Raw genomic sequence first — 22,132 nt, 5'->3', positions numbered from 1 at the left:
CGGAAACTATACCGGCGCGTTTCCGTCAAGCTACCTGGGACTCGGGGCGAGGTCAATGGTCGATTTCTTTATCGAGCGTCCGATCTTCGCATCGTCGATCGCCATCATCATGGTGCTCGCGGGGCTCATTGCCTGGTTCAACCTGCCGGTGGAGCGGTTTCCGCAGATCACGCCGCCACAGGTTCTGGTCAAGTCGACCTATACGGGTGCGAGCGCGCAGGTCGTGGCGGACACCGTCACCGCGCCGCTCGAAGAGCAGATCAACGGCGTGCCGGGTATGAGCTACCTGTCGTCGGTGAGTGCCAACGATGGCACGTCCACGATCACCGTCACGTTCAACGTCGGCTACAACATCGACATCGGCGCGGTCGACGTGCAGAACCGCATCTCGCAGGCGACGGCGCAGCTTCCCAGCATCGTCAATCAGGCCGGCATCACCATCCAGAAGCAGAACCCGAACTTTGTTCTGGCGGTGAATCTCTATTCGCCAGACGGCTCGATCGATCCTGTCACCCTCAGCAACTACGCTTATCTCCAGCTCGTCGACTCGCTCAAGCGCCTGCCCGGCGTGAGCGATGTCACGATCTTCGGCGAGCGTCGCTACTCGATGCGCATCTGGCTCGACCCCAACAAGCTCGCCGCGCTCGGCATGACAGCCAGCGATGTCCAGCAAGCGATCGCCGAGCAGAATGTGCAGGTCGCCGCAGGCAAGTTCGGCGAGGCGCCGGCGCCGGCGGGCACGACGTTTCAATACCAGATCAACACCCACGGCCAGTTGGCGGACGCGCAGCAATTCGGCAATATCGTGCTGCGCGCCGGCACGGCGAGCGACGCAACTGTGTATCTGCGCGACGTGGCGCGCATCGATCTGGGCGCACTTCAGTACACCTCTAGCGCCTCCGTGAACGAACACCCGGCGGCGCTGCTCGCCGTCTTCCAGTTGCCGAGCGCTAATGCGCTCGACCTCGACCAGCGTGTCAAGGCCACGATGCAGACGCTTGCAAAGCGCTTCCCGAAAGGGATGGCGTGGGGCATCACCTACGACACCACCATGTTCGTATCCGCCTCGATGGTCGAGGTGATGAAGACGCTTAGCTTTGCGCTGCTACTGGTGCTGGGCGTCGTGTTCCTGTTCCTGCAGAGCTGGCGGACCACGTTCATTCCGATGATCGCCATTCCAGTGGCGCTCATCGGTACCCTCGCGATCATGCTGGTGCTCGGCTTTTCGCTGAACACGGTCAGCCTGCTCGGCATGGTCCTCGCTATCGGCCTCGTCGTCGACGATGCGATCGTCGTGGTCGAGAATGTCGAACGCCAACTCGAGAGCGGGCTGACGCCCATGGCTGCGGCCAAGGCGGCGATGCGGGAAGTGACGGGGCCGATCGTTGCCACCTCGGCAGTGCTCGGCGCCGTGTTCGTGCCGATCGCCTTCCTGCCGGGCGTGACGGGCCGCCTCTACAATCAGTTTGCGTTGACCATCGCCATTTCGGTGGCGCTCTCGGCGTTCAATTCCCTGACGCTCAGTCCGGCGCTCTGCGCGTTGCTGTTGCGACGGGACAGGCCGCCACGCTTCATCCTGTTTCGCAAGTTCAATCAAGGCTTTAACTGGGCGCGCAGCCACTACGCGAATTCGCTGCGCGGCTTGATCCGGCTGCGCTGGCTCGCGCTGGCGGTCTTCGCGTGTGGCCTGGGTGTGACCTGGCTGCTCCATTCGACGATCCCTTCCGCCTTTTTGCCGGTTGAAGATCCCGGCTATTTCTATGTGATTACGCGACTCCCGTATGGCGCTTCGCTGCAACGCACCGAGGCCGTAATGGAGAAGACCCGCGCGATCCTGAGGGCGACGCCCGGCGTGGCGAACGTGCTGTCCATCAGCGGTCTGAATTTCATCACTCGCAGCACGACGTCGAACAGTGCGGCCCAGTTTGTGATCCTCAAGCCGTGGGACGAGCGAGGTGCGAAGCAGAGCGTCGCCAACCTCATCGCCACGGTACAGCCGAAGCTCAATCAGATTCCGGAGGCGGTGGCGCTTGCACTGATTCCACCGACTATTGCCGGCCTCGGCACCTTCGGCGGCTTCGATTTCGAAATCGAGGACCTGAGCGGCCGGGGCAGTGCCGCACTCGGCGAGGCGACCCAGGCCTTTCTCGCCCAGGCGCGGCAACAGTCTGAACTCGAACGGCGCACCCTGCTCACCAGCTACAACACGTCGACGCCGCAATACGATTTCAATCTCGATCGCGTGAAGGCGAAGCTGCTCGGGCTCAACCTGAGCGATGTGTTCAATACGATGCAGATCTATCTCGGCTCGCTGTACGTGAACAATGTGACGCTGTTCGGCCGCACCTTCGAGGTGTTGCTCGAGGCCGACGACAACGCCCGCGGGAACCGCAGCGACCTGTCGCGGCTCTACGTGCGCAACGCCGCGGGAAGCATGGTGCCGCTGGGCACGCTCGGCCGGCTCGAACCGACGGTGGGGCCGGACACGGTGCCTCATTACAACCTCTACGGTGCCGCGGAGATCACCGGCAGTGCGGCGCCGGGCTACAGTTCGGGCCAGGCGATCGCGGCGATGGAGCGCGCGGCGCGCGTTTTGCCGGCGGATTTCGGCTATGACTGGACGGGCATTACCTATCAGGAGCTGCAGGCCGGCTCGGTCGCGGGCCTGGTCTTCGCGCTCGCGCTATCCTTCGTGTTCCTGTTCCTCGCCGCGCAATACGAGAGCTGGACGTTGCCGTTCACCATCATCCTCACGGTGCCGCTAGCCCTGTTCGGCGCGCTGGGGCTGCTGTGGCTGCGCCACATGCAGGTCGACATCTATGCGCAGATCGGTTTCGTCCTGCTGATCGGGCTGGCGGCGAAGAACGCGATCCTGATCGTCGAATTTGCCAAGCGGCGCCGCGAAGCCGGCCTCGATATCGTCGCGGCGGTGACCGAGGCGGCCCGCCTGCGTCTGCGCCCGATCCTCATGACCGCGTTCGCGTTCATCTTTGGCGCCGTCCCATTGATGATCGCCTCCGGCGCGGGCGCCGCGAGCCGCCGCTCGATCGGGACGACGGTGGTAGGCGGCATGCTCGCCGCCACCCTGCTCAGCCTGGGATTCGTGCCGATCTTCTACACGGTGATCGAGCACTTGCGTGAGGCCGTGCTCAAACGTATCGGTCGCGCGCCTCGCGATGGCGGCGAGGCGGCGTCCGGGGATTGATCGGGGAGCAACGGCGCAATGAGAGTCGGCAAACTTCGCGTTGTAGCCACGGGCCTGGCGATCGCCGTAGTCGTCTGCGTCCTGTCGTTCACGGGTGGCGGAGCGCGACAGGCTACCGGCAGCCCGCCCGCGCCGGACCCAGCCGCCCCCACCGAGGTGCCCGTAACCCAGGTGGTCGAGCAGACCGTGCCGGTTTACCTCGAATATGTCGGCACCACGGACGCGATCCGCACCGTCACGCTTCAGGCGCAGGTGACCGGCTACCTGGCGAAGCAGGGGGTGTCCGATGGCTCGGACGTGAGCAAGGGCACACTCCTGTATGAGATCGATCCGCGCAGTTATCAGGCGGCGCTCGATCAGGCGAGGGCGCAGGCGGCAAAGGATGCGGCGGCGCTCGAATATGCCATCGCCAGCCATCGCCGCAATACGCTGATGAGCGAGACGGGCGACGTGTCGATCGATACGCTGCAGCAGTCCGCGAGCACCGAGCATCAGGACCTGGCCGCGCTCGCGGCGGATCGTGCGCTCATCGAGACGGCGCGGCTCAATCTCGACTTTACGAAGATCCGCGCGCCGTTCTCCGGGCGTCTCAGCCTGAGTCAGGTGCATGAAGGTGCGCTCGTCAGCAGCACGGGGACCCAGCTCAACACCCTCGTGCAGCTCGACCCGATCTATGCCACCTTCAATCCGCCGGACACCGATCTCGCCACTATCCAGCAGGATCAGGCAAAGGGGACCATCGCGGCCGAGGTCATCGTCGGTCAGGGCGCGAGCCCGCAGTACCGTGGCAGGCTCACGTTTCTCGACAACAACGTGGGGCGCAGCAGCGGCACCATCACCGCGCGCGCGACCGTCGAGAACCCGGATCACACGTTGCTGCCGGGGCAATTCATCCGCGTGCGCCTGCACGTCGCGGACGCACCCAACACGCTGCTGGTGCCACAAGTGGCCGTCGGCTCCAACCAGCTTGGCAAATACGTCTACGTCGTCGGCGCAGACAAGCGGGTCGAGCAGCGCTACGTGACCCTCGGCTCGGACTACGGGCCACTTGTCGTGGTCAGGAAGGGCGTCGTTCGGGACGATTCGGTCGTGGTCGGCAATCTCCTCAAGCTCAGCCCCGGCATGGCCGTGAAACCGGTTGCGGCGAAGCCTTCCTAAACGGCCCGTAACATGACGAGCGCGCAGCAATGACATCGAACCCCGGCTTTGCGCGTCACCCCCGGGCAGCATGTTGCCGCAGCGCCGCCTGCGCGGCGCTTTCGGCGGCGACGCTGCTTGGCGGCTGCGAAGTCGGACCTGACTTCGCGCCACCCGGGCCGCCGCAGGTCAGCGGCTATACGCGGGAGCCGCTGCCGGAGCGAACCGTCGCGTCGGACGTCCACGGCGGCGAGGCGCAGCGCTTCGTGCAAGCTCTCGACATTCCGGGGCAATGGTGGACGCTATTCCACTCGGCTGCGCTGAACGCACTCGTAGAACGTGCGCTTGAGGCCAACCCGAGCCTGCAGGCGGCGCAGGCCACCCTTCGCGAGGCCAACGAAGCGCTTTACGCAGCACAAGGGGCGCTGTTCCCGACGGTGAGTGCGGACATCTCGACTGCTCGCGAGAAGATTTCGGGCTCGCCGTTCGGGATCTCGACCGCGGTGCCGGTCTTCAGGCTCAACAACGCCTCGGTGAGCGTCACCTACCTGCTCGACATCTGGGGCGGTACGCGCCGGCAGATCGAATCGCTCGCCGCGCAAGCCGAGTACGAACGCTTCGAACTCGAGGCGAGCTATCTGAGCTTGACGTCGAACGTCGCCACGGCCGCCGTACAGGAGGCTTCGTTGCGGGCGCAGATTGCAGCCACAGAGGAGATCGTCGACATCGAGACGCAGCAACTCGCGGGATTGAAACGGCAATTCGCGATCGGCGCCGTCGCCAATGCGGCGGTACTCGCGCAGGCGGCCACGCTGGCGCAAACACGCGCGCAGTTGCCGCCGCTGCAAAAGCAACTGGCGCTGACCCGCAATCAGCTCACGGCCTATCTTGGCCGCTTCCCGAGTGACGAGCTGGTCGAGACGTTTGATCTCGCGTCGCTGCAGTTGCCCGACACGTTGCCGGTCAGCCTGCCGTCGACACTCGTCGAGCAGCGTCCGGACATTCGCGCGTCGAAAGCGCAACTGCACGCCGCAAGCGCAGAGATCGGCGTCGCCACCGCCAATATGTTGCCGCAACTCACGCTCAGCGCCGCCTATGGCAGCGAGACCAACGATGCGCTGTTTTCGCCGGGAAGCGCGATCTGGAACCTGGGAGCGGGACTCACGCAGCCCCTCTTCGAAGGTGGAACGTTGCTGCACCGGCGCCGCGCCGCAATTGACGCTTTCGATGCAGCAGCGGCGCAGTATCGCAACACCGTCATCTCGGCGTTTCAGAACGTGGCTGATGCGTTGCGAGCGCTGCAATCGGATGCGGACGCAGTGGTGGCCGAGGCAGCAGCCGAGCGGGCGGCGGCGGACAGCCTCGCTGTGTCCCAGCGCGAGTTCCACGTTGGCGCGATCAGCTATCTTGCGCTGCTCGACGCGCAGCGGACGTACCAGCAGGCCCGCATCAGCCTCGTCCAGACTCAGGCCACCCGGTATTCCGATACCGTCGCACTCTTTCAGGCTGTCGGCGGCGGATGGTGGAACCGCAGCGATGTGGTGCGTGAGCGCGGCTAATGATCCTCATCGCGGGCATGCCCTTCCGTCGCCCGGAACCATGCGGCACAGTCATGGTCCTGGCAAGCCATTGCGGACCGCTCGGATTGACATCCTGTCGGCCCGCAATGAGACCGTGGCAAATCTGGTTCGAGTGCCGTAAGTGGAGGGTCGACCTTCTCTATAGCGGCCGTTCGCTGCCACGAAAGCCTGACGTTCTGCAACGGGGCGCCGGGTGCTTTCCAAGGCAGCGCCCACCTCTCGGAAGACTGGACGCATCACCGCGGACAAAAAGCAAATCGTGGCGCCCAGTGAAAGCCGAAGCAGGAACGCCATGCTCACCGCACGGCGATCCGGGAATCAAACCTCAATCGGCGTTCGTGCCATCAAACTCGACGAGTTCAACCCAGTTCGCGCCCTTGCCGACCGGATACTGTCCGATCGCACTCAGCTTGCCAGTCTTGCGATCGATGTTGTAAACGCTAAGGCTCGTCGATAATTGCCCGACAGCCAGCAAGTACTTGCCGGACGGATCGATATTGAATCCACGCGGTTGCTTTTCCGTCTGGTACGTACCGATACGCGTCAGCTTGCCAGAGGCAGCGTTCACCTTGTACGCCGCGAGCGTGCTCGATGTGCGCTCCGATGCAAACAGGAATCGCCCGTCCGGGGTCAGGTGCAGATCGGCCCCCCATGGCTTGTCGCCGGAGAAATCGGGCGGCAGGATCGAGACCGTTTCGACCGGCTTGACGGTGTCGCGGGTGCTATCGAAGGCGAGTACGTGCAGCTTGCCGTCGAGTTCATCGATCAGGTACGTGAAGCGATGATCCGGCGAGAATACGAAGTGACGTGGTCCCGATTTCGGCGGCAACGAATAGGCGGGCGCGGTGTCCTCGGTCAACTGCCCATTCGAGGCGTCGAACTTGAGACGGAGCCAGGCATCCGCGCCGAGAACCGACGCGAATACGAAACGGTTGTCCGGAGCGTTGCGGATCGCATGAGCCATCGGGCCGGTCTTGACGGTCTGCTGTACGTTGCCGACCACACCATCCGCGCCGATCTGGTTCACCGCCAGAAGGTTGCCGCCATATGACGCGGAAAAGAGGTAACGGCCGTTTGCGTCCGTCGAGATATACGCCATGCTATCCGCAAGCGGCGCCCTGCCGAGTTCGATCAGCCGGCCATCGAGCGGATTGACCGCAAAGCTCACCACGCGATAAGGCTTCGAACGCAGTCCTGCGTAGAGCCGAAGGTGATCCGGCGAAAACGCCATCGGCATCACCGTTGCACCGACAGACACAGTCTCCACGGGCGCAAGCGAGCCGTTCGACTTGTCGAGACTGAAAACCGAGATATTCTGACTATCTGCATTCGATACATATGCGTACGTCGCGGCCTGTGACATGCAGGAGAGGGAAGCACCGGCAATCAGAATTGCGGTGGCGCCCAGCACGCCTTTAACGTTCATATTCATACCCCAGTTAGAAATGATTTAGATTGTCTGAATCGACCAGCGCTTTGCGTCGGTCAATCGGAGCTTCTATTGCGCGGCGAGGCGGAATGCCGAGACTGCATCCGTCATTGACTGCGCCTGCTGTTCGAGCGCGCTCGCGGCAGCGGCGGCTTCTTCGACGAGTGCCGCATTCTGTTGAGTCACCTGGTCCATCTGCGTAACCGCCTGGCCGACCTGTTCGATGCCCGTGCCCTGCTCGATCGTTGCTGCCTTGATTTCATTCATGATGGTGGCCACGCCGCGCACGGCGCTAACAATCTGCTTCATCGACTGACCCGCCTGCGCGACCAGGCTATTGCCGTTAGCCACGTCCTCGACCGAGGCGCCGATCAAGGTCTTGATCTCTCGGGCGGCGTCCGCGCTGCGCAGAGCTAGACTGCGAACTTCGCTTGCGACCACGGCGAAGCCGCGTCCCTGCTCACCGGCCCGTGCCGATTCGACCGCCGCATTCAGCGCAAGGATATTGGTCTGAAATGCGATGCTGTCGATCATCCCGGTGATCTCGGCGATCCTCCGCGAACTCTGGCTGATTGAATTCATTGTCTCGATGGCGCGCTCGACCACTTCGCCGCCCTGCTCGGCGACATCGGCTGCGCTCGAAGCCTGTGCACTTGCCTGCTGCGCGTTATCCGCGTTCTGTTTGACGGTGGACGTCAATTGCTCCATGCTGGCCGCGGTTTCTTCCAGTGCCGCTGATTGCTGCTCTGTGCGGCTCGACAGATCCACATTGCCCGCGGCAATCTCGCGCGCGCCGCCGTAAATGGCCTCGCAACTGTTGCGCACGTTCGCCACTGTCCGAGCCAAACCACGCTGCATCCGCTGCATCGCCGCGAATAGCTGACCGATCTCGTTGCCGCTCGCCTCGGGGATGCGCGCTGTCAGATCATTCGCCGCGATTCGATCGAGCAGATTGGCGGCGTCGTTCAGCGGAGTCGTCACGATGCGCCGCAGCGCGAAATGCGCAGCGACGATCAGGACCAACGCCGCGCTCACTCCGAAAATGACCAGGCTGACGACCCACGTATATTCGCGATCGACCTGCGCGATGGCATCGTTCGACAACCTGTTAGCCATGCTCTGGAATTTCTCGACATTCACCGAATACGCCACACCGGTTGACGTAATGTCGTGATCGTTGATAGCGGCGTAGGCGTTCGTATCGCCGGCACGCAGAGCATCGGAGGCTTTCTTCAGAATCGCGGCGAGGTTGACTGACGATTCGATCAACTGCTGCTTCAACCCGTCGTCCTGGCCACGAAAAACGGCGGCGCTTCGAAACGACTCGGTTTCCGCAGCCGCCCGGTTCATCGTCGTTTCGGCGCTCTTCAATGCCGAGTCTCGCGTCGTCTCGTCGTTGCGCTCCTTTAGAGCTGAGTAGGCTCGTGTCAACGCGGCTCGAGTGCGTGTGGAGTCCTTGTATGCGTCGTTGACGAGAATTTCCTGCGTCGCAATCTGATGGATGCGGTTGAGACTGGCGTTCGCGCGGCTGAGCGTGGCGACACCAATTACGCCGCCCAGCAAAATCATCGCCGCAAAGATCAGGAAGACAGTCAGGAGACTATTTCGAACCGATACGTTTCTCATGCCGCTTTTCAACCCGGTGTTGTACGATGACCTCTTTATCGGCAGATTCCGCGATCTCTTTAGAAAATGGGCATGCAGATAGGCTTTATGCCGGGACATCAGACTTCTGGTGGGGCGCTTCAAGGGTCTTCGTTGCCCCCGTGCGGCGCTTTGACCAGCGGACCGATGACAGTGCGACCCTCCGCGTGACACCTTGAAACCCGCTCGCCCGGGTATTGGGAGGATTGACAGGCTCAGACATGGGAAAACTTCTTCAGATACCGTCTTCGGCTAACGTATGCAGTTCGTGGGAAACTGCGATGGCGACAGTCAGATACTCGTTCTCTCGTACCTGCGCAATTGCTACGCCTGATTCGCCTCGCCAAATCGACGCGAAGGGTTGCCCTGCCAATACAGGTAGCCTGTAAGCCGAGATGCGCCGTATCCCTTCGCCACTCGGCGCGCTTTTCAGCCCACCATTTAGCGCTTATCGAATCAGGATTTCATAGCCGACATGCGAAACGCGCCATACATCAAAAGCCGATTGCTGATCGTCGCGGCGTTCGCATTGCCAGCGTTCGTGTTCACCAGCGGCTGTAAGTCCACGGTGACGCCGCCCTTGACAGCGCCGGGGAAGATCGCCGCTGACGACGCTGCGCTCGCCGCCCGGGTGAAGCAGGCGCTCGTCGCGAACCCGGAACTGAGATCCTTGCCGATGAGCGTCGCGACGTATCGAGGCGTCGTGCAGTTGTCAGGATACGTGGATTCGGAGGCACAGATTCAGAAAGCGCTTGCCGTGACGCGCGGCGTGCCGGGGGTGCAATCCGTGAGCAACGATCTGCACCTCAGGCCGCAATGACGCGCGTTTGCCGGAAAGCAGATGAACCAAGGCGCGGACGACCTGGACGAACATCGACAGATCGTTCGGATCGAGCGCGATATTTATCCAGGGCCGAGCAAAGGGGCGATTGGCATGAACCGCAATTCGACGGCCATGCCAGTGCCAGACAGATGCCGTTTCCTGTAGCGCGGGTCAAATTCGGCCCCGCTAAGTTACCAGAAGATTTGGCCAGGAAAGCACAGCGGAAAGTGACGCTTTGCTGCCCGACGTACCCCGCCCGATACGGTGGCTATTGCTGGACCAGATCGTACGCTGCAAGCGCCGCAATCTGCGTCACGCCACCGTCCACGGGTAAGCACGTGCCAGTAATGAATCGCGATTCGTCGCTGGCGAGAAACAGCGCGGCGGCCGCGACGTCCCATGCATCTCCCTCCAATGGGAGGGGCGCGATCTTGCGGCGACGTTCGCGAGCCTTATCGTCAAGCATGCTTTCCACCATTGGCGTAAGAATATGCCCCGGAGCAATCGCGTTGGCGCGAACCTGATCGCGGCCGTACATCACCGCGAGTTCACGCGTAAAGCCGACCATTCCCGCCTTTGACGAGCCATACGCGGCCGACCCGTGGCTGCGGCTGCCTGCGACCGAACCGATGTTGACGATGGCCCCGCCCCCGCGCGCCACGATCTTCGGCACCGCACTTCGGCTCATCAAGAACGCACTTTTCAGATTGACGTCGATCACACGGTCCCAGGACGCTTCGTCGACGTCCTGCAATCTCCCCGGCGCGCCCGAGATACCGACGTTGTTGATGAGAATGTCCAGGCCTCCATACCGCTGAACGGTCTCTTCGACAATGCGCGCACAGACAGCGCCGTGCGTGATATCGCCGGTCGATACGAACGCTCGGCCGCCCGCTTCCGTGATCAGCGCGAGCGTTTCCGCCGCCCGCTCGTACTGCTGATCGACGAGGCAGACGGACGCGCCCTCCGCCGCAAAAAGACAGGCAATGGCCTTGCCCGTGCCAAATCCCTGACCGAGCGATCCTGCGCCGGTCACGATCGCGATCTTGCCGCTTAAACGTTGATGAAAGATTTTCGGAACAGGCATGCCGTAATCGGTTGATGAAAGTCGACTGTCATCTTGAACGTTCGAGCGAGCACCTGCACGTTCACGTTCAAGCCGTAACCCGCCAGGAGGCTGCCGATGGTCGAGCTTAGTCTCGCGAAGCCAATAATGCAACATATGGTTGCATTATTGGCCTGGATCATGTCGATTCGCGCACCGTGCCGTGATCCAACAATGCCGCGCCAAAGCGTGCCGCATACGCGGTGTTCACTGCTTCGGTCTGGAAGCGGGTTTCGTTAATCGCAAAGATGAAGTATCCATACGCGAGATCGCGTCGATAGTCGTTCCACGCTTCGTCGAAATCGGGCGCCTCGACCCCGCCAATCGCCAGCTGCGAAAGATAGTGTTCGAGCAGCGACCGCTCCCATGAGCGACGGTCCTCGATATCGAGTGCGCACCCTATGTGATAGGCAACCTCGAGGCTCCAAGGTGCCCGACTGACCTGGGCATCGAAAAAACCTGGCGTCCCGTCAGCTTCGACGTACAGATTTCCCAGATGCGTATCGCCGTGAATAAGGCATACCGGTTTGCTCTTATGTTCGCGCGCAATGCGCGCGAGAGATGCCATCATCCAGTCCCGATCGTGCAGATACCGGCTTACTGCCGCTCCTCTCGGCAGCGATATGTAGTGGGCCCAGACGTCCGGTTCGAGGTATCGGTTCTGGTATTCCAGCGACCAGTCCGAAAAGCGCTCTCCCACCCATTCGAGCCGACCGCCCTTGTCGAACTCCCGGCTGTTCCATGTTTGCGCGTGATAGCGCGCCATCGCACTCAACCGTAGGGCGACTTGTTCGTAGCCCTGCGATTGCTGGGCACGGCAAAACTGAACGTTACGCTCGCTCAGGTCTTCCATCACTACGACCGATTGCCAGGCGTCAGGATCCGTGCCTGCAAAAAAGCATCTAGGCGCGTTCATGTTGATGAACGGTAGAACGTCGCGATAAAACCGCATTTCGTTGCGGTACATGTCTCTCATCGAAGGACTGTGATCCTCGAAACCGCCCTTGACGATCATGCGCGCCGGCAGCGCCATTGCCTGTCCCGCCTCGTTGTACTCGAGTACGACGCGTACCTTGGTCGACGTACCCGGCAATACCTCCACGTGCCGGCACGAAGTTACTTCGGCGCCGGGAAAGCGGAACGCGATCGCGGAGCTTAGCCACTTTGCGGTCACTTCCTCAACAGCGACAGGCAACGCCATGTCACTTACCACACCAGATTCCGACAAGGTTCCTCCCGAAGATTGCAAACAAAAAGACGCATGCGCATCGTCGCGCATACCTGCTCCCCGTCGCAACATGGGGAAAACCACACCTCGCCTATCGTTGCATATTTTGAATGCCGTGCATATAGTTGCTTGCAAATGCAGCTACTTTTTTGGCAGGAAATCGACGCAAAGCTCGCTGCGAGCGAGCTTTCAGCAATACAGTGGGGAATCCTGAAAGCACTGTACGACGGACGTGCTCGCACACCTACCGCCTTGTGCCGGGTGCTGCTCGCTGACAGCAGCATCATGACCCGCAAGCTCGATTCGCTTGAAAAAAGAGGATTGATCGAACGAATTCGCAGCACTTCCGGCCGACGCTGTGTCGAGCTCACACTGACTGCGAACGGCCGCCAGTTGTTGCGCGGAACCCTGCCGCACATCGTCGATGCAAGCAATCGGCAGCTTCGCGGCTTCACGGTCGAAGAAGTCCGAACCGTCAAACATTTACTCGATCGGATGATCGTCAATCTGAGCTGACTAGCGATAGCAAGCTCGGAATGGACCAGCGTCTGCGCCCCAGGTCAACGCGTATCGATATTTGAAAGGAGCTTTTATGGAGCACCCCGAAACAACGGAAAGGCAACGCGGGAACCCGGCGCAGGAGCCCAGCCTCGTGCCGCTGCCGGTTCCTCACGTATACCGCGGTCGCACTGTCACCGGAAGCGCCATCAGGCACGTGTCGCGTGATCTTGGCCAAGGTTTCTGCACGCCCAGGATAGACCTTGACGACCTCGTGTGGCCGCGAGCTGAGTCAGGTCCCGCCTTCGATATGCCGATTGCGAAGGTTATCGACTTTCTTGTCGAGCTGGGGCCGCGTTTGCATCTGGACGTCAATCCGCTGATGCAGGCCGCGCTCGAGTCGATGATCAAAGTGAGTCCGCTCGGGCGACGGATTCTTGAAAACTGTTATCGCGACATTCCCAACCTTTTCGCACGCGAGGTGATCGAGGACGAGTTGCGCGTAAGTCTTGGCGACGCGCGCCTCGTCGACGGTTGGGTGGCACGCACGCTGCGCGGGCGCCCGAGTCGTCTGCGCGCGTTTCCTCCGCGCCTCGTACATGTGCTCGCAGGCAACTCGCCGATGGTGGCAGCCATGACGGTCATGCGCGCGGCGCTGACGAAAGGCGTCCACCTGCTCAAGCTGCCTTCGAACGATCTTTTCACGGCCACTGCAATTCTGCGCACGATGGCCGACATCGACCCGGATCATCCGGTCACCCAGTCGTTTTCGGCTGCGTATTGGCGCGGTGGAGACGAAAATGTCGAGTCGATTCTTTATCGTCCGCAGTACTTCGACAAGATTGTCGTATGGGGCGGCGACAGCGCGGTTCGGCACGTGATGCGCTACGCTGGCCCCGGGCTCGAGCTGGTCGCGTTCGATCCGAAGGTATCTGTCTCGCTGGTCGGCCGTGAAGCCTTTGCATCCGACGAGGCGCTGCGCAACGTCGCGCGTGCCGGCGCAGCCGATGTGCTGTCGTTCAACCAGGACGCGTGCAATGCGAGCCGGTATCAATTCATCGAAGGCGACGAAGACGACGCCGACCGCTATGCCGAGCAACTGGCGCTGGCACTCGGCCAGGACTTTCGCTATGGCGACGGCCAGGGCCCGCTGGTGCCCAGCGACATTCGCGAAGCGGTTGATGTGCTGCGTGAGATGGAGCCGCTCTACCGGGTGTTCGGCGGATACGACGGCAAGGGGCTCGTCATTCGCTCGGAAGAAATGGTCGATTTTCATCCCATTTGCAAGACCGTCAACGTCGTTCCCGTGGCAAGCCTGCGCGACGGTGCGCGCTATGCGACCGTCGCCACGCAAACGGTCGGCATCTATCCGCCGCACCGGGTCACAGAGGTGCGCGACGCGCTCGCGTGCGCTGGCGTCCAACGCATCGTGGCGCTGGGCGAGTCTATTTCAGATGGGGTTGGCGGCTATCCGCACGACGGCATGTTCCCGATCCATCGATTCATGAAATGGGTCTCAGAGGAATCGGGCCCGAATCCGGAGGAGACGCAATAATGCAAGCCCTTGCCACGCTGCTTCAACTCACGGATCTTCAAGACCCCTTCCGCAACGCGCCGGAAAGCCTCCATGCCGCGCAACTGCAAGCCGTGCGCGAGCGCTTTGCGCAGCGCCGGCAGCAGATTCGCATTCTCGACAAGCGAGCCAGCGAGGCCGGAGTGACGGAAGTGAAGAGCATGAGCGATGCCGTGCCATTGCTTTTTGCCGACTCCGTCTACAAGAGCTATCCCGATTCGTTCATCGAGCAGGGAAAATGGCGCCACCTCACGGCGTGGCTTCAAACGCTCACAACCCGCAAGATCGACGGACTCGACTACGGCACGATCGCCGATCTCGACGACTGGATCCATGCCCTGCGTCGAAACGGCCACTATGTGATGAGTTCGAGCGGGACCTCGGGCAAGCAGTCCTTCATTTACCAGAGCGAAGCCGACCGCGATCTCGGCTGGCGCCTCCTCTCCCAAGGCATTCGCTGGGCGGCGAGCGGCATGCGCGATCCGTCGCGTCGCTATCCCGTGTTCCTTCTGACGCCCTCCTCCGGCTCTTACACCGGAACCGAGCGCATGGCGAAATTCGCCGAATCGATTGCGACGCCGGGCGACCTTCATTACATGTCGAATGTGCCGCAAAGCGCCGCGCACACCACGCGCATGGCGCGCATGCGGCGGGCCATCGCGGACGGCACCGTGCTCCCGAGTCAAATCGAAGCCTTCCAGAACGAAAGTCGAGAACGCAGCGAACGCGTACAAGCCGATTTCCGGCAGTTCATCGACCAACTGCTCGAACGGCGTCACGAGCCCATGTTCATCATGGGCATGATGGGCATGCTTTATCAGATCGTCGCCACGGCGCGCCAGCGTGGCATTCCCGACGCCGACTTTCATCCCGACACGATCATTAGTATCGGCGGCGGCAAGAAAGGTGCGAACCTGCCAGAAGATTTCCAGCAACGGTGCGAGCGCTTCTTCAACTTCAACGCGACCAACTTCAACGACGGCTACGGCATGGGCGAAGTATCGGGCTTTTGCCCGTGGTTTCACGAAGCGAAGGCGTGGACGGTCCCGCCCTGGCTCGTCCCGCTGGTGCTCGACTCGACCGGCGAACAACTGCTCAATCCTGCGGACGGGAAAGGCATCGTCGAGGGACGGCTCGCTATGATCGACCTGCTCGCGGATGGGCGCTGGGGCGGCGTGATCAGCGGCGACAAGGTCACCGTGGAGTTCGGTCACGGCATCGACGGCGTGCGCACGCCCATCATTCGCGACGTGGTGCGCTACAAGGATTTGCCCGGCGGCGACGACAAGCTGTCCTGCGCGGGAACGATCGACGCCTACGTCCGCGGAGAGATCGCCGACATGACCGAGGCCCGGACCGCCAACTAAATCGATGTTTGCTACTCATCTGAAGGCCAATCGACAATGACTGAAACACAGACAAGCCCAGCCGTGTGGTTCATTACCGGCGTTTCGTCCGGCTTCGGCCGTTCCCTTGCGCAGGCGGTCCTCGCCCGTGGCGACAAAGTGGTCGGGACCGTTCGGAATGACGCACAGATCACGCCGTTCGAAAATCTCGCACCCGGACGCGCGCACGGTGTGCTGCTTGACGTGACCGACGCGGAAGCCGTGCCTCGCGCCGTCGCGCAGGCCATCGAGCGCGCGGGACCGATCGACGTACTCGTCAACAATGCGGGCTACGGTCTGTTCGGCGCATTTGAAGAGGTCTCCGACGCGGAAGCACGTCAGCTGTTCGATACCAACGTGTTTGGAACGGTCAACGTGATACGCGCCGTACTGCCTCATTTTCGCGAGCGCGGCCGCGGTCATATCGTGAACTTCTCGTCGGTCGCCGGCGTGATCGGCATTGCGGGCTGCAGTTTCTATTGCGCTTCGAAGCATGCGATCGAAGGGCTTTCGGAATCGCTCGCTCGTGAGCTGAGCCCGTTCGGGATTCGTGTGACCGTGGTCGAGCCGGGCGGCTTCCGCACCAATTTCGCGGGCGGATCGCTGAAGTGGAGCGAGGTCGAATCACCCGTCTATACGGAGACCGTGGGCAAGATGCGTCGTTACATGAGCAGCTACCACGGCACGCAAACGGGCGATCCGGCCAAGGCTGCCGACGCCATCGTGCGCGCGGTTTCCGCAGACGTCCCACCGCTGCGGCTACCGCTAGGTCCGGACGCCGTCGACCTCGTTCGGAAGAAACTTTCGTCCGTGCAACACGACCTCGAAGCCTGGCTCGACGTGTCGAGTTCCACCGACTTCGACCACTGACGCCTGGCAACTCAAGCCCTGGAGACGACATGTCCGCTTTGGACCCGTTCTATGCAATGCTGCGCGGTGAAAGCGACCCGTTTCGCAAGCACCCCGAGAACCTTCGCGAGCTTCAGCTCGCTGCCATGAAAGAGCGCTTCGCCGAGCGCCGCGAACAGATCAGGCTACTGCGTCGCAGAGCGGAAGATGTCGGCGTCAACGAGGTGACCCGCCATGAAGATATGGTGCCCCTGCTGTTCGCGCATCAGATCTACAAGAGCTACCCCGAGTCATTCATCGACAACGGCCGCTGGAAGCATCTTTCGACATGGCTGCAAACGCTATCGAGCAAACAGGTGGCCGAAGTCGATCTGGACGGCCTGGACAACGTCGACGCATGGATGGACCGTCTGCGCACAGCGGGACACCATGTTTTCAGTTCGAGCGGCACATCCGGCAAGTGCAGCTTCATCAGTCAGACGCAAGCCGATCTCGACAATGTCACCGAGTCGTGCGTGAAGCTGGGCGTCTATGGCAACGCAATGATCCGAAGAGATTTCGGCAAGCGCCCGGCTTTCCTCATGATGCCACCTGCCGGCGCGCATCGGCATATCGAACCGGTACTGAACGCAGCGCAACGGCTCGGCGCGGAAACCACGCTGATGTTCGACGAACCGGTGCTCGCATCCGCAACGATTTCGATGGGCCGCATGCGCCGCGCAATCGCCGACGGCTCCGCGAAACCGAGCGAGGTCGCGGCGTTTCAGGAGCAGGCGGTGGCGCGCCAACGTCATACCGGCAAGATGATCGACCGGTTTCTCGACAAGCTAACCGCGCAGCGCGAAGTTCCGGTGCTCGTCCAGGGCAACTGGTCGTTGCACTGGACGCTCGTCGAGCGCGCCCGTCAGCGCGGCAGCGCCGATGGCATCTGCCATCCGGATACGGTAATCACCACCGGTGGCGGCTTGAAGGGCACCTCGGCACCCGCCGACTATCGGGAGCAAATCATCCGCTTCTACGGTATTCGTGCCGAGAACGTCCAGAACAGTTATGGCATGTCCGAGATGATCGGGACCGGCCCCTGGTCGGAAGTTGCGCAGGGCTATGCAATCTGCCCGTGGATCGTCCCGTTCGTCCTCGACAAGGCGGGAGAGCAACTGCTGAATCCTGCGGATGGACTGGGCGTCGTTGAGGGGCGCTTCGCGTTTTTCGATCTGCTGGCCGAAGGATACTGGGGTGGTTTCATCACTGGCGACAAGGTCGTGGTCGACTTTTCACCAGCGGGGAACACCGACGGCCTGCAGGGGCCGCTGGTCCGTCAAGTCGGCCGCTATGCCGATCTCGAGGAAGGCGAAGACAAGCTCTCGTGCGCAGGCACGATGGAGTCGTATGTACGTGGCATGATCAACGTTTGAGCCCTGCTGCGCTCGGTCCGAGCCCCAGGGGGGCGCCATTACTGGCGCCCCCCTGGGCTCATGAGTATACTGATGTCCTGATTCCGACATCCAACACTCCCCGATGTACAAACCTATGTCAGTTCAGGCTCCCAACGGAGCCTCGCGGCTCGCTGCGGCGGACAAACCTCGAACGGCTGGCCGGCCCACCCACGACGATGCAGTTCAGTTGCGCGAGCGGCTGCTCGACGCCGCCAAATCCGTGTTCATCAGAGAAGGTTTCGGCGCCGCCAGGGTCGAGGAAATCGCATCGCTGGCTGGCGTCAGCAAAACAACCGTGTATCGCCAGTTCGGCACGAAGGAAGAGCTTTTTCGCTCCATCGTCTGGCGCGGGATGGCCGATCTGCGGGGCAAGATCTCGGAGCACCTGGAACCGGGCCGCGATTTTTCGACGAACATGGCATCCCTTATCGATGCTCTCGTCGAACACATGGCAATACCGGACAGCATGCACACTTCACGCATGGTCATTGGCGAGGCGATTCGCTTTCCCGATGTCGCAAAGCAGTTTCTGCAGTTCGTGGTGACGATGCTGGAGCCGCTAACCGGCGTTCTGGAAGCCGCCGCGCTCAGCGGCGTAATCGCCATCGACGATCCCTCGAACGCGGCGCGCGATCTTCTCACACTGGTCACAGGCGCGCCCGAAGTGCACCTCGCGGTTCAGACCACTCGTTCCGAACGGAAACGCCGGGCTGAGCGGATTCATCGCCTTCTGTTGACCGCGTGGAGGTACCGTGCGGCACTGGATAAGGTTCGAGCCCGGTCAATGCCGTAACGTTCGTGCGGCCATCCAGGTCTCGCCGACGCACTAGCTGTCAATTTCACCCATCACCTGGAATTGCCCCGACGCCTGGGCGATGCATTTCGCATTCGCCCAGATCCGGCAGTCGGAGAAAATCACCCGCTTTCCCGAACGTAGAACGTCGACGTGTGCTTCCACCCAGTCGCCCGGCTCCGCGTTCCCCATGAAATTGACCGTCAAGCCCGTCGTCAACACCCTGACGGCTGGTTGACGCGAATACTTGCTCGCCCACGTGATGGCGGTGTCTGCCAGCATGCAAACAGCGCCCCCGTGCATCATCTGGCCAAGGTTGCGATGCGCTTCGCGAACGTACATGCCGACGACGTGTCCGCGTTCGCTCTTGCGAAAGTAGGTAGGTCCGAACATCCGATGGAAGGGACCGAACTCCGGCATCAATGCAAAGCTTTCCGGGATGAGCTTTGCGCCGCTCTCTTCGAGCGCGTCTACCGCCAATGAGTCTGCTTGCTCCAATGCAATCCTCCTGTTCAACGCCGCCTGCGAGACGGCGCCAATATTGCTTTTTCATCGATAGAACATAGCGTATCATTATCCGCACACAAGTCAAATATGTGAATGCCCATGGATACCGCTTCGCTCTTTTCACCCCTCACCGTGCGCGGGGTCACGCTTGCCAACCGTATCGTCATGTCACCCATGACTCGCGGCTTTTCGCCGAACGGATTGCCCGGTAGTGACGTCGCCGCCTACTACAAGCGGCGTGCGCAGGGCGAGACAGGCCTGATCATCACAGAAGGCGTCGGCGTCGATCACCCCGCGGCGCTCGGCGAAGCCGGACTCGGGGAAAATTCGATTCCCATGCTCGCCGGAGAGGAATCAGTTGCCGCGTGGCGACGCGTGACGGACGAAGTTCACGCTAGCGGCGGAATCATCTTTCCTCAGTTGTGGCATATGGGGCCCATGAAAGAGGCGAATACGGGCCCCTTCCCGGCCGCCTCGCCACTGCGCCCAACGGGACTGTGGGGACCGGAAGGACGAACGACATCGCTCAACGCAGGTTACATGGAGCGCGTCATGCCGCCAACGCGCCCGATGACCGATGCCGAGATCGCGGACGTCATTGCAGCCTATGGTCGAAGCGCGCGCTATGCGACGGCCGCCGGCTTCGACGGCATCGCGATTCACGGAGCTCACGGCTATCTGATCGACGCTTTTTTGTGGGCGGAAACCAATCAACGCACGGATCGATGGGGCAAGGATCTCACCGCGCGCAGCCGCTTTGCCGCCGAAGTTGTCCGCGCAATCCGCGAAGCGATCGGCGCGACGATGCCGATCTCGTTCCGCTTCTCCCAGTGGAAGCAGCAGGATTTCCGCGCGCGTCTCGCCAACGACCCGCACGAACTCGAGCACATTCTCGCGCCGCTCGCGGATGCTGGCGTCGACATCTTCGAGGCGAGCACCCGCTATTTCAACCGGGCGGAATTCGCGGGCTCAGAGATGAATCTCGCCGGTTGGGTGAAGAAGGTAACCGGCAAGCTTTCGATGACTGTTGGTGGGATCGGCATTAACAAGGGCTACTACGATTCAATGGCCGGGGCCGCGACAGCGGCGCAGCCCGACCTCACTGCCCTGCTCGATCGTTTCTCACGCAGCGAGTTCGATCTTGTTGGCGTGGGACGCTCGCTTCTACATGATCCGAACTGGGCGCGGCGCGTACGGCTTGGCGAGCCGTTCCTCGGGTTCAGCAACGACTCGCTCGCACACCTCACCTGAAACGCGATTTGCAGTTGGCGCCTTGACTCGGGCATCAACTGCTATTTCCGGTTCGGAATCTTTACGTACGCCCGGTGACAGGAATCAACGCACCGGTCACCCCCGACGCGGCGCCAGACGCGAGAAAGAGAATCACCTCGGCAATTTCTTCAGGCCGTACCCAGCGGGAAAAGTCAGCGTCGGGCATATCCTTGCGGTTCTGTGGCGTATCGATGATGCCTGGCAAGATAGCGTTGACGGTAATGGAACGGCCTTTGAGTTCTTCGGCCAGCGCCTCAGTCAAACGCATCACCCCTGACTTCGAGGCCGCATACGCTCCCATGCCCGCGCCCGCCTTCAGCGCAGCGCCGGCTCCAATATTGATGATGCGTCCGCCCTCCGCGCTGTCGGCAATATGGTCGAGTGCCGCTTTCGACGCAGTCGCCGCCGTGCGCACGTTCGTCCGGTACATCAGATCCCAGGTGTCGAGACTGCCGTCCGCCAGCGTTTCCCAGCGAAAGCCTCCCGCTACATTGACGATCGCATCGAGCCTGCCAAGCTGCTCGACGACCGCGGAAAGCGCCGAGCGCGCCGCATCGAGATCAGTCAGCTCGACGCCTCCTCGCCACCAGGAAGCGTGCAGCTGCTCCGCGCTCGCGTTCTCCGGTTCGAGCGCCTTGTCGATCAGCGCGACCTTCCAGCCGTTCTCGGCAAACACGCGACCAACCGTGCGCCCAAGCGTGCCGAATCCGCCCGTTATCGCCACTACCCGTTGCATGTGCATCTCTCCCTCGCCGCGCCCGGCGCCGCCTGTACCGCTGGCGCCGGACACTGTAAAAGCTCAACGTCCCTTGAACACCGGCTCGCGTTTCTCGCGAAACGCGTTGACCGCCTCTTGATGGTCTTCCGTCAGGTTCGACAGCGCCTCGTATGCAATCGACGCGTCGAGAATGGCATGCGCAAGTTGCTTCAGGCCGATGTTGATCGACGCCTTGGTCCACTGGATGGCGCGCGAAGCGCCGGTTGCGAGACGCTTCGCCATCGCATCGACCACGGCATCCAGCTGGTCGGCCGGTACGGCATGATTGATGAGACCCAGTCGTGCCGCCTCTTCCGCGGTGACGAGATCCCCCGTCAACAGGTATTCCTTGGCCTTCGCATAGCCCACGAGCTGCGGCCAGATCACCGCGCCGCCATCGCCCGCCACGAAGCCGACTTTCACGTGCGGATCGCCAATCTTTGCGTGATTGGCCGCATAGCTCAGATCCGAGAACAGTGCGATCGTCGCGCCGAGACCAATTGCATGACCGTTGATCTTGGCGATGACCGGCTTCGGACAATCCAGCATCGAGAAGACAATTTTCTTTGCACGCTGCATGCCTTCGAGGAACAGCGTGGGGTTGTCGATGACCTGCTGCATATGCTCGATATCGCCGCCCGCGCTAAAAGCCCGCCCTGCGCCCGTCAACACCACGACACGGGTCTCAACGTCCTCGGCGACATCCAGAAAAAGCCGTGACATCTCAATGTCCATTTGCTCGTCGAACGCGTTCAACGTTTCCGGGCGGTTGAGCGTAACGGTCAAGACGCCGCCTTCGCGTTCGAGCAATAGCGCCTGATAGTCCGAAATATTCATGGCTAACCTGTTCATAATGAAGAAATCGCGCGGGACCGACAGACCTTCTGCCGCCGTCGACCGGTGCAAGGCCG

Annotated in this window: 19 protein-coding genes; 12 read left to right on the top strand and 7 right to left on the bottom strand. The window is 61.7% G+C overall.

Annotation, left to right across the window (positions count from 1 at the left end; translation table 11 throughout):
• Positions 1-55 precede the first annotated feature (55 nt).
• Genes OKW39_RS37670 through OKW39_RS37660 form a run of 3 tightly spaced genes read left to right on the top strand, consistent with a single transcriptional unit; the run spans position 56 to position 5,901 of the window.
• The gene (locus tag OKW39_RS37670; RefSeq protein ID WP_429564955.1) at positions 56-3,205 is read left to right on the top strand and encodes an efflux RND transporter permease subunit; all 3,150 of its coding nucleotides are present in this window, start codon (positions 56-58) and stop codon (positions 3,203-3,205) included.
• Between the two features lie 18 nt (positions 3,206-3,223).
• Positions 3,224-4,363: an efflux RND transporter periplasmic adaptor subunit gene (locus OKW39_RS37665; protein WP_429564954.1), complete on the top strand. Its 1,140-nt coding sequence runs from the start codon at positions 3,224-3,226 to the stop codon at positions 4,361-4,363.
• Between the two features lie 29 nt (positions 4,364-4,392).
• A complete protein-coding gene (locus tag OKW39_RS37660; RefSeq protein ID WP_090808890.1) occupies positions 4,393-5,901 on the top strand; it encodes an efflux transporter outer membrane subunit in 1,509 nt (502 codons plus the stop codon).
• Between the two features lie 346 nt (positions 5,902-6,247).
• Here OKW39_RS37660 and OKW39_RS37655 read toward each other — a convergent pair whose 3' ends face one another.
• Together OKW39_RS37655 and OKW39_RS37650 are read right to left on the bottom strand one after the other, a co-directional pair.
• Positions 6,248-7,354 (bottom strand): lactonase family protein, encoded by a 1,107-nt coding sequence (locus OKW39_RS37655; protein WP_410451312.1) that lies wholly within the window; start codon positions 7,352-7,354, stop codon positions 6,248-6,250.
• A gap of 66 nt (positions 7,355-7,420) precedes the next feature.
• The gene (locus tag OKW39_RS37650) at positions 7,421-8,977 is read right to left on the bottom strand and encodes a methyl-accepting chemotaxis protein (RefSeq protein WP_429564953.1); all 1,557 of its coding nucleotides are present in this window, start codon (positions 8,975-8,977) and stop codon (positions 7,421-7,423) included.
• 493 nt (positions 8,978-9,470) lie between these two features.
• Here OKW39_RS37650 and OKW39_RS37645 point away from each other — a divergent pair, with 493 nt between their 5' ends.
• Together OKW39_RS37645 and OKW39_RS37640 are read left to right on the top strand one after the other, a co-directional pair.
• Entirely contained in the window at positions 9,471-9,815 is a 345-nt protein-coding gene (locus OKW39_RS37645; protein ID WP_090808886.1) for a BON domain-containing protein, read from the top strand.
• A 21-nt stretch (positions 9,816-9,836) separates the two neighbouring features.
• Positions 9,837-9,983 carry a hypothetical protein gene (locus tag OKW39_RS37640; protein ID WP_167368751.1) on the top strand — a complete coding sequence of 49 codons (147 nt, stop codon included), beginning with the start codon at positions 9,837-9,839 and terminating at the stop codon, positions 9,981-9,983.
• 103 nt (positions 9,984-10,086) lie between these two features.
• On the opposite strand, the gene OKW39_RS37635 is transcribed toward OKW39_RS37640, so the two are convergent.
• The gene (locus OKW39_RS37635) at positions 10,087-11,040 is read right to left on the bottom strand and encodes an SDR family NAD(P)-dependent oxidoreductase (protein WP_429564952.1); all 954 of its coding nucleotides are present in this window, start codon (positions 11,038-11,040) and stop codon (positions 10,087-10,089) included.
• A gap of 22 nt (positions 11,041-11,062) precedes the next feature.
• On the bottom strand, positions 11,063-12,202 hold the full coding sequence (locus tag OKW39_RS37630) for a phosphotransferase (RefSeq protein ID WP_429564951.1): 1,140 nt from the start codon (positions 12,200-12,202) through the stop codon (positions 11,063-11,065).
• Between the two features lie 84 nt (positions 12,203-12,286).
• Here OKW39_RS37630 and OKW39_RS37625 point away from each other — a divergent pair, with 84 nt between their 5' ends.
• From OKW39_RS37625 to OKW39_RS37600, 6 genes are all read left to right on the top strand, one after another.
• Positions 12,287-12,667 (top strand): MarR family winged helix-turn-helix transcriptional regulator, encoded by a 381-nt coding sequence (locus OKW39_RS37625; protein WP_429565491.1) that lies wholly within the window; start codon positions 12,287-12,289, stop codon positions 12,665-12,667.
• Between the two features lie 292 nt (positions 12,668-12,959).
• The gene (locus OKW39_RS37620) at positions 12,960-14,204 is read left to right on the top strand and encodes an acyl-CoA reductase (RefSeq protein ID WP_429564950.1); all 1,245 of its coding nucleotides are present in this window, start codon (positions 12,960-12,962) and stop codon (positions 14,202-14,204) included.
• Positions 14,204-15,589, top strand: a complete 1,386-nt coding sequence (locus OKW39_RS37615) for a hypothetical protein (RefSeq protein ID WP_429564949.1) — start codon at positions 14,204-14,206, stop codon at positions 15,587-15,589. The genes OKW39_RS37620 and OKW39_RS37615 overlap by 1 nt, the downstream gene beginning before the upstream one ends.
• Before the next feature lie 36 nt (positions 15,590-15,625).
• On the top strand, positions 15,626-16,477 hold the full coding sequence (locus OKW39_RS37610; protein ID WP_429564948.1) for an oxidoreductase: 852 nt from the start codon (positions 15,626-15,628) through the stop codon (positions 16,475-16,477).
• Positions 16,478-16,506: 29 nt separating this feature from the next.
• Positions 16,507-17,871, top strand: coding sequence for a hypothetical protein (locus OKW39_RS37605; RefSeq protein ID WP_429564947.1), 1,365 nt, complete (start codon positions 16,507-16,509; stop codon positions 17,869-17,871).
• Positions 17,872-17,986: 115 nt separating this feature from the next.
• A complete protein-coding gene (locus OKW39_RS37600) occupies positions 17,987-18,685 on the top strand; it encodes a TetR/AcrR family transcriptional regulator (RefSeq protein WP_260321262.1) in 699 nt (232 codons plus the stop codon).
• Between the two features lie 33 nt (positions 18,686-18,718).
• Here OKW39_RS37600 and OKW39_RS37595 read toward each other — a convergent pair whose 3' ends face one another.
• A complete protein-coding gene (locus OKW39_RS37595) occupies positions 18,719-19,183 on the bottom strand; it encodes a PaaI family thioesterase (RefSeq protein WP_429334416.1) in 465 nt (154 codons plus the stop codon).
• Between the two features lie 108 nt (positions 19,184-19,291).
• On the opposite strand from OKW39_RS37595, the gene OKW39_RS37590 reads away from it, so the two are divergent.
• The gene (locus OKW39_RS37590) at positions 19,292-20,443 is read left to right on the top strand and encodes an NADH:flavin oxidoreductase (RefSeq protein WP_429564946.1); all 1,152 of its coding nucleotides are present in this window, start codon (positions 19,292-19,294) and stop codon (positions 20,441-20,443) included.
• A gap of 61 nt (positions 20,444-20,504) precedes the next feature.
• Here the strand turns inward: OKW39_RS37590 and OKW39_RS37585 are convergent, their stop codons facing one another.
• On the bottom strand, positions 20,505-21,200 hold the full coding sequence (locus tag OKW39_RS37585) for an SDR family NAD(P)-dependent oxidoreductase (RefSeq protein WP_429493357.1): 696 nt from the start codon (positions 21,198-21,200) through the stop codon (positions 20,505-20,507).
• A gap of 63 nt (positions 21,201-21,263) precedes the next feature.
• Entirely contained in the window at positions 21,264-22,058 is a 795-nt protein-coding gene (locus OKW39_RS37580) for an enoyl-CoA hydratase/isomerase family protein (protein WP_429403712.1), read from the bottom strand.
• Between the last annotated feature and the right edge of the window lie 74 nt (positions 22,059-22,132).

This window comes from Paraburkholderia sp. MM6662-R1, assembly GCF_050436245.1.
Taxonomy (GTDB): domain Bacteria; phylum Pseudomonadota; class Gammaproteobacteria; order Burkholderiales; family Burkholderiaceae; genus Paraburkholderia; species Paraburkholderia tuberum.
This window is presented reverse-complemented; position numbering and strand designations above follow the sequence as displayed.